This window comes from Intrasporangium sp., assembly GCF_051961875.1.
Classification (GTDB): domain Bacteria; phylum Actinomycetota; class Actinomycetes; order Actinomycetales; family Dermatophilaceae; genus Intrasporangium_A.
Genome location: NZ_JBQCCV010000124.1, coordinates 19,169 through 27,179 on the forward strand (window position 1 = coordinate 19,169; position 8,011 = coordinate 27,179).

The 8,011-nt window shown below is 72.3% G+C and carries 8 protein-coding genes; 7 read left to right on the forward strand and 1 reads right to left on the reverse strand.

Features of this window, described 5'->3' with window-relative positions; genetic code table 11:
* Position 1: 1 nt before the first annotated feature.
* On the reverse strand, positions 2-2,056 hold the full coding sequence (locus ACTHJJ_RS07070) for an elongation factor G-like protein EF-G2 (RefSeq protein ID WP_440302234.1): 2,055 nt from the start codon (positions 2,054-2,056) through the stop codon (positions 2-4).
* Between the two features lie 112 nt (positions 2,057-2,168).
* On the opposite strand from ACTHJJ_RS07070, the gene ACTHJJ_RS07075 reads away from it, so the two are divergent.
* From ACTHJJ_RS07075 to ACTHJJ_RS07105, 7 genes are all read left to right on the forward strand, one after another.
* Positions 2,169-3,485, forward strand: a complete 1,317-nt coding sequence (locus tag ACTHJJ_RS07075) for an MFS transporter (RefSeq protein WP_440302235.1) — start codon at positions 2,169-2,171, stop codon at positions 3,483-3,485.
* A 294-nt stretch (positions 3,486-3,779) separates the two neighbouring features.
* Positions 3,780-4,346, forward strand: a complete 567-nt coding sequence (infC, locus tag ACTHJJ_RS07080; RefSeq protein WP_440302236.1) for a translation initiation factor IF-3 — start codon at positions 3,780-3,782, stop codon at positions 4,344-4,346.
* 85 nt (positions 4,347-4,431) lie between these two features.
* The gene (gene rpmI / locus ACTHJJ_RS07085) at positions 4,432-4,626 is read left to right on the forward strand and encodes a 50S ribosomal protein L35 (protein WP_034719222.1); all 195 of its coding nucleotides are present in this window, start codon (positions 4,432-4,434) and stop codon (positions 4,624-4,626) included.
* Positions 4,627-4,709: 83 nt separating this feature from the next.
* A complete protein-coding gene (gene rplT / locus ACTHJJ_RS07090) occupies positions 4,710-5,093 on the forward strand; it encodes a 50S ribosomal protein L20 (RefSeq protein ID WP_440302237.1) in 384 nt (127 codons plus the stop codon).
* A gap of 19 nt (positions 5,094-5,112) precedes the next feature.
* On the forward strand, positions 5,113-5,949 hold the full coding sequence (locus ACTHJJ_RS07095) for a TrmH family RNA methyltransferase (RefSeq protein ID WP_440302238.1): 837 nt from the start codon (positions 5,113-5,115) through the stop codon (positions 5,947-5,949).
* A 37-nt stretch (positions 5,950-5,986) separates the two neighbouring features.
* A complete protein-coding gene (locus tag ACTHJJ_RS07100) occupies positions 5,987-7,102 on the forward strand; it encodes a sensor histidine kinase (RefSeq protein ID WP_440302239.1) in 1,116 nt (371 codons plus the stop codon).
* A 184-nt stretch (positions 7,103-7,286) separates the two neighbouring features.
* A partial coding sequence (locus tag ACTHJJ_RS07105) for a tRNA ligase subunit PheS family protein (RefSeq protein ID WP_440302240.1) occupies positions 7,287-8,011 on the forward strand: 725 nt, incomplete at its 3' end.

An 8,011-nucleotide genomic window follows, 5' to 3' on the forward strand; every position in this document is an offset into this window, starting at 1 on the left:
GTCAGGACGGGGCGAGCAGGGCCTTGACCTTGTCTGGCGGCAGCAGGTCGTGGCGCAACGGCTCCCGGGTGAACGAGCCGGTGCCGTGCGAGACGGACCGCAGGTCGATCGGATAGCGGGAGAGCTCGGCCGAGGGCACCTCCGCGTGCACGACCGTCCACCCCTGCTCCTCGCCGGGCTCCGTGCCGACCACCTGTCCGCGCCGGCCCCGGAGGTCGGACATGACCGACCCGAGGTACTCGTCGGCCGTCGTGATCGCGACGCTGTCGATGGGCTCGAGCAGCGCCATCGTCGACTCGTTGGCCGCCTCCTTGAGGGCGAGCGCCGCGGCGGTCTGGAAGGCGACGTCGGAGGAGTCGACCGAGTGCGCCTTGCCGTCGACGAGGGTCACCCGGACGTCGACGACGGGATGGCCGGTGAGCAGGCCCTTCTCCAGCTGGGCCCGGGCGCCCTTCTCCACCGACGGGATGAACTGGCGGGGCACGGCGCCGCCGACGACCTTGTCGACGAACTCGAAGCCGGCGCCCCGGGGGAGCGGCTCGATCTCGATCTGGCAGACCGCGTACTGGCCATGGCCGCCGGACTGCTTCACGTGCCGGCCCTGGACGGACACCTTGCGTACGAACGTCTCCCGGAGGGCGGTCCGGTGCGGTTCGGCGGTCACGGTGACGCCATAGCGGTCGGCGAGCTGCGCGACGAGGTCGTCGAGGTGGGCCTGCCCCATCGTCCAGAGCACCATCTGGTCGGTGTCGGACGAGTGTTCCATCCGCACCGTGACGTCCTCGGCGGCGAGCCGCTGCAGGGCACCGGCGAGCTTGTCCTCGTCGGACTTGGTCGCGGCCCTGATCGCGACGGGCAGCTGCGGCTCAGGGAGCAGCCACGGGGCGACGACGGCCGGGCGGTCCGTCGACGAGAGCGTGTCCGAGGTCTCGGCCCGGGACAGCTTGGAGACGAGGACGATGTCGCCGGCGATGCCGTGCGAGACCGGCCGGTGGCCGTCCACGAGCGGGCTCGCAAGCGGCCCGACGCGCTCGTCCTCGTCGTGCGCGTCGTGGCCCTCGACCTCATGGCCGACGAAGTCGCCCATGTGCCCGGAGACGTGGACGCCCTGGTCCACGTCGAGACGGCCGGAGAAGACCCGCACGAGCGACAGGCGCCCGACATAGGGGTCGGTCGAGGTCTTGATGACCTGCGCGACCAGGGGGCCGTCGGGGTCGCAGGTCACGTCCTTGATGGGCGCTCCCGCCGGTGTGTGGACCGGCGGCAGCCAGGACACGCTCGGGTCGGGGAAGGCGTTCTCGATGATGCCCAGCAGCTCGGGGACCCCGACGTCGCTGCGCGGGGCGACCGGCACGATGGGGAAGAAGCTGCCCCTGTTGATGGCGGTGCGCAGGTCGGCGATGAGCGTGTCGGTGTCGAGCTGCTCGCCCTCCAGGTAGCGGTCGAGCAGCGACGCGTCCTCGGACTCCTCGATGATCGACTCGATGAGCGCCCCGCGGGCCTCGTCGTGCTCGTCGGTGGCGCCGGTCAGCAGGCCGATGATGGAGCCGACGTCGCCGTCCGCGAGGACCGGCCAGTGGGTCGCCTGCGCGTCCCCGAAGACACGGCGGCACGTCTCGACCGTCTGGGCGAAGTCGGCCCGGGGCTGGTCGAGGTGGGTCACGGCCACGGCCCGGGGCATCCCGACGGAGGCGCACTCGCGCCAGAGCAGCGATACCGGCCGGTCGATCTCGTCGGCTGCGGAGATGACGAAGACGGCGGCGTCCGCGGCCCGCAGGCCGGCGCGCAGCTCACCGATGAAGTCGGGGAAGCCGGGAGTGTCGATGAGGTTGATCGTCACGCCGTTGCTTTCAAGGGCGGCGGTCGTGATGGAGGTCGAGCGCTCGTGCTCCCCCTCCCGGGGGCGGTGGCCGGGGATGCGAGCCGCGACGAGATGGTCGAACAGGGTGCTCTTTCCGGCGCCGCCGGGCCCGACGAGGACGACGTTGCGGATGTCCTGCGGTGCCTTCGGGTCGGGGGCCGCAGGAAGGTCTTGTCTGCCGGAGGGTCTCGCCATGCCCCCACCCTTCCCCTCTTCCCGCGCGTCGACAAGGTTTTGCGCGGGGCCGGGCCGTCCGCGACGAGAAACGCGGATGCCCCGTGTCGGTGCGGGGTGCGATCCTCTCGGGATGGACCTGCGCCCCTACCGTCACGTGCTGGCCGTCCGCGACCTGCGGCGGATCCTCGTGCTCGGCTTCTTCATCCGCGTGCCCATGTGGGCGGGCGGGGTCCTGCTCACGCTGCACGTCGTCGCCCACCTCGACCGCAGCTATGGCCAGGCCGGTCTCGTCACCGCGGCCTCGACCATCGCCGTCGCGATCTCCGGCCCGTGGCGCGGTCGCCTGCTCGACCGGATCGGGCTGCGGCGCACGGTCGCGCCCTCGCTCGTCGTGCAGGCCCTCTGCTGGTCGGTGGCCCCGTGGGTCGACTATGCCCCGCTGCTCGCCCTCGCGGCGCTCGCGGGCCTCTTCGTGGTGCCGACCTTCTCGATCCTGCGCCAGGTCATCCTCCGGTCCGTGCCGGAGTCGCAGCGGCGCACCGCGCTCTCGCTCGACTCGGCGACGACCGAGCTGTCCTTCATGGTCGGGCCCACCGTCGGGGTCTGGCTCGCCACCGTCTGGCACACCGGGTGGGCCCTCTTCACGTGCGAGATGACGGCCGTTGCCGTCGGCGTCGTCCTCTGGCTCTACAACCCGCGGCTCCGCGACGAGCCGGCGGAGGGAGGCGCGGACGCCGCCACGGCCGACCCGACCGCCGAGGTGGCTGACCCCACCGCCGAGGTGGCAGAGGCCGCAGCCATGGCCGGCTCCCCTGCGGCGGCGGTCATCCAGCCAGCCCGGCGTGCCTTCCGCGGTTTCATCACGATGCCGGTTGCCGTCGTCTACGTTGCCGCGATGGCCTCGACGGTGGTGCTGACCGGCACCGACGTCGGCGTCGTCGCTGCCCTGCGGGACTTCGGCCGCGCGGAGGCGATCGGCTGGGTCCTCGCGCTCTGGGGCTTCGGCTCCCTCGTCGGCGGGCTGCTCTACGGCGCGTGGCACCGGTCCGTCTCGGTCTACTGGCTGCTCGGCGGGCTCGCCCTCGTGACCGCACCCGCGGCGATCGCCTCCGGGGTGCCGAGCTTCGCCGTCCTCATCACCGTCTCCGGTCTGCTCTGCGCACCGACCGTGACCGCAACCGTCGAGCACCTGAGCCGCGTGGTTCCCGAGCGGTTCCGCGGCGAGATGATGGGCTGGCACGGCTCCGCCATGACCGCCGGATCGGCTCTGGGTGCGCCGATCGCCGGGATGGCGATCGACCGCGGCGGGTGGCAGTGGGGCTTCCTCGTGGTCTCCATCGTGGGGCTCGCCGTCGCCGCGGTCGGCGCCCTGACGAGCCGCCGCACGCCGGGGCCCGGGCATGCCGATTCGGAACCGGCCGCCCCCGCTGCTATCCTTGAGCACTGACCAGCCGTCCCGACGTGCCGACACCTGTCGGTGAGCCGGAGGCGGCGTGCAAGAGAAGCCCGCTTCCACCCGCGTCGACCTTCCGGTTGCGGGGTCCGTTCCGCGCTGTGACGTGTCCCCGCAGGGCACCCGCTGCGCCGTATGACGCCGAGCCAGCTCGGCGGCATACGTCTCCGTGGGCTCCTCGTGCACACACGGGGAGCCTTTTTCTCGTTGTGGGTCAGGTCGACACCAACGAACTTAGGAGCACACATCAGCGAGCCTCGAATCAACGAGCGCATCCGGGTCCCGGAAGTGCGCTTGGTCGGCCCCAACGGTGAGCAGGTCGGCATCGTGCGCGTCGAGGACGCGCTCCGTCTCGCAGAGGAGGCGAACCTCGACCTCGTCGAGGTCGCCCCCATGGCCAAGCCCCCCGTCGCCAAGCTCATGGACTTCGGCAAGTACAAGTACGAAGCCGCCATGAAGGCCCGGGAGGCCCGCAAGAACCAGGTCAACACGGTCATCAAGGAGATCAAGCTCCGACCGAAGATCGACCCGCACGACTACGGCACCAAGAAGGGCCACGTCGAGCGGTTCCTCAAGGCCGGTGACAAGGTCAAGGTGACGATCATGTTCCGCGGTCGGGAGCAGTCCCGCCCCGAGCTCGGCCGGCGCCTGCTCGAGCGGCTCGCCACCGACATCGTCGAGCTCGGCTACGTCGAGTCGGCCCCCAAGCAGGACGGCCGCAACATGATCATGGTGATCGCCCCCACGAAGAAGAAGTCCGAGGCGAAGGCGGAGCAGCGACGCGCCCGCGACGCCGCGGCCCAGGAGTCCGTGCACGAGCCCGAGGCGACGCCCGAGGCGACGGCGGCGGAGTGACCCGGACGGGAGCCACGCGCCCCGTCCCTGACCAGCCGGACGTGCCTTGCGCACGTCCGGCACGAAACGAAGGAGATCGGCACTCATGCCGAAGATGAAGACCCACAGCGGCGCCAAGAAGCGCTTCCGCCTCACGGGCAAGGGCAAGGTCATGCGGGAGCAGGCCGGCGGCCGCCACCTGCTCGAGCGCAAGTCCTCCCGCTACACCCGCCGCATCGCGAACGACGTCGAGGTCGCCCCGGCCGACGCCAAGAAGGTCAAGAAGCTCCTCGGCAAGTGAGCCGAGTCCCCAACCCATCAGCACCTCGCTGAGCCGGAGGGCCACCCGGGCCCCGGCGCCAGCACCAACGAAGGAGTACTCACGTGGCACGCGTGAAGCGGGCGGTCAACGCCCAGAAGAAGCGTCGCGTCGTTCTCGAGCGGGCCAGCGGTTACCGCGGCCAGCGCTCGCGCCTCTACCGCAAGGCCAAGGAGCAGGTCACCCACTCGCTCGGTTACGCCTACCGCGACCGTCGCGCCAAGAAGGGTGACTTCCGCCGCCTCTGGATCCAGCGCATCAACGCCGCGGCCCGCGCCAACGGCATGACCTACAACCGCTTCATGCAGGGCCTGCGCGCCGGCGGTGTCGAGGTCGACCGCAAGATCCTCGCGGACCTCGCCGTCAACGACGCCCCGGCCTTCGCCGCCCTCGTCGAGGTCGCCCGCGCGAACGTGCCGGCCCAGGCGGCCGAGGCGAAGAGCGCCTGAGCCGCGCCCTGAGCCAGGCGTGAGCCTCGACCGAGCGCCGCGACACCCCGCGCTGACCAACCCGCGTTCCGACCGGGTCAGGTCCGTCCGGGCGCTGTCGCGGCGCTCGGTGCGTTCCCGCACCGGCCTGTTCCTCGCCGAGGGCCCGCAGTCGGTCCGCGAGGCCGTCACGCACCGGGCCGACCACGTCAGGGACGTCTACGTCACCCCGGAGGCGGCTGAGCGGCATACCGGGATAATCGAGCGCGCCACGAGCGCGGGGCTGCACGTCCACGAGACGAGCCCCGACGTGCTCGCGGCGATGGCCGAGACCGAGACCCCGCAGGGGATCGTCGCGGTATGCCGCAATGCTGCCCTCACGCTCGAGGACGCGCTCGACGCGCTGCCGCCCGATGCCGTCGTCTGTGTCCTCACCCACGTGCGCGACCCCGGCAACGCCGGCACCGTCATCCGCGGGGCCGACGCGGCCGGGGCGGACCTCGTCGTGGTGAGCGACGCCAGCGTCGACGTCTACGCGCCCAAGGTCGTCCGGTCGACGGCCGGCTCGATCTTCCACCTGCCCGTCGTCGTCGGCGTCCCGGTCGAGCAGATCCTCGGCGCCCTCGGCGCTCGGGGGATCCGGCGGCTCGCCGCGGACGGCGCCGGGACCACCCTGCTGCCCGACGCCGACCTCGAGGGCCCGCACGCCTGGGTGATGGGCAACGAGGCCTGGGGGCTGCCCGAGGAGCTCCGCGCCCGCTGCGACGACGTCGTCCGCGTCCCGATCCACGGCCTCGCCGAGTCGCTCAACCTCGCCATGGCGGCCACCCTCTGCCTCTACGCCTCGGCCGGGGCGCGCCATCGCGGCGGCCGCTGAGCGCCACGCGCGGCGCCCCGTCGCTATCCTGCGGATCATGGCCACCCAGCGCTCGCTGCCGTCCGACCCGGGCGCCACGATGCCCGTGGACAATATGGCCGAGCTCCTGCCCGACGGGCTCGTCGTCGTCGGCCGGGACGAGGTGATCCGCTACGTCAACACCGAGGCTCTGCGGATCCTCGGCCTGGAGCGGGACGACCTCCTCGGCAGGCCGGTGACCAAGGGGCTGCCGCTCTGCGACAAGTCCGGCCGCGACTGGTGGGCCTACTCCGAGCCGTGGAACGGCCTCGCTACCCGCACCGGTCACCGCGAGAAGCTGCTGGTCGGGCCGGACGGGCGGGACCTGCTGGTGACGGCCCGCTACATCAGACTCGAGCGCGGCGGGGACGTCGAGCGGGTCCTCCTCGGCCTCCGGGACGCGGCGGCCCGGCAGCGTGCGGAGCGCGAGAGCGCGACCGTCCTCGCCACCGTCGCCCACGAGCTGCGCGCCCCGCTCACCTCCGTCACCGGCTTCACGAGCAGCCTGCTGCGCCGATGGGACCGCTTCACCGACGAGCAGAAGCGCCTCATGATCGAGACGATCCAGTCCGACGCGACCCGCCTGACCCGGCTCATCTCCGAGCTGCTCGACATCTCCCGCCTCGACGCCGACCGGCTCAACCTGCGCCTCGGCCCGGTCGACCTCGAGGACCTGCTCCGGCGGCACGTCGTGCGTCACGAGCTGGCCCGGACGAGCCGGATCACGCTGAGCCTGGGCACCGCGGCGCGAGGGGAGGGCGTGCCCCAGCTCTGGGCCGACGCCGACCGGCTCGAGCAGGTCTTCTTCAACCTCATCGAGAACGCCGGCACCCACGGCGGCGGCGACGTCACGGTCATCCTGGACCGGGACGGCGACGACCCGGCGGGAGTGGTCGTCCACGTCGACGACAACGGGCCCGGCGTCCGCGAGGAGGACCGGGAGCGGGTCTTCGACCGGTTCTGGCACGGGGAGGAGACGGCGACGACGGGCCTCGGGCTCTACGTGGTCCGGGGCCTCGTCGAGGCGCACGCCGGATCGGTCGTCGTCGGCGCGTCCGACCGTGGCGGCGCCCGGTTCACCGTCCGCCTGCCGGCGAGCATGCCGGACTTCATCCCCGACCCCAGGCCGAGGTGAGCTGAGGCCGGCGGGAGCGTGCCGATGGCCCGCGTGACCGTCGCCGTCACCGCTTCGGGCCCCGCTCTAGACTGGCTCGTGTTCCACCCGCCTGTGGCGTGACCCGGGCGGGTGTACCCGTCAGGCACAACGGTCACGAACAACCCTCACCGAGAACCCCAACGAGAGCAGCGACCCGCATCCCATGTCAGGACCGAACACGAACTACGACCCCGTCGAGGTCGCCGCGCTCGAGCCGGCCGCCGTCGAGGCCGCCGTTGCCGAGGCGCTCGCCGCCATCGCCGCGGCGTCGTCGCTCGAGGAGCTGAAGGCCGCCCGGATCGCGCACCAGGGCGAGAAGAGCCCGCTCGCGCTCGCCAACCGGGAGATCGGCGCGCTGCCGCCGAGCGCCAAGGCGGAGGCCGGCAAGCGGGTCGGGCAGGCCCGCGGCCGGGTGGGCCAGGCCCTCGCCGCCCGGCAGGCCGAGCTCGAGGCCGAGCGCGACGAGCGCATCCTCGTCGAGGAGCGGGTCGACGTCACGGTCCCGGTCCTGCGTCGCCGGCTCGGGGCGCGGCACCCGATCGAGCTCGTCGCGCAGCGGCTCGTCGACTCGTTCGTCGGGATGGGCTGGGAGGTCGCCGAGGGGCCCGAGCTCGAGGCCGAGTGGCTCAACTTCGACGCCCTCAACCTCGGTCCGGACCACCCGGCCCGGCAGATGCAGGACACCTTCTTCCTCGACCCGGTCGACTCCGGCCTCGTGCTCCGCACCCAGACCTCGCCGGTGCAGATCCGCACGATGCTCGAGAAGGAGCCGCCGATCTACGTCGTCGCGCCGGGCAAGGTGTTCCGCACCGACGACCTCGACGCCACGCACACGCCGGTCTTCCACCAGATCGAGTGCCTCGCCATCGACAAGGGCCTGACGATGGC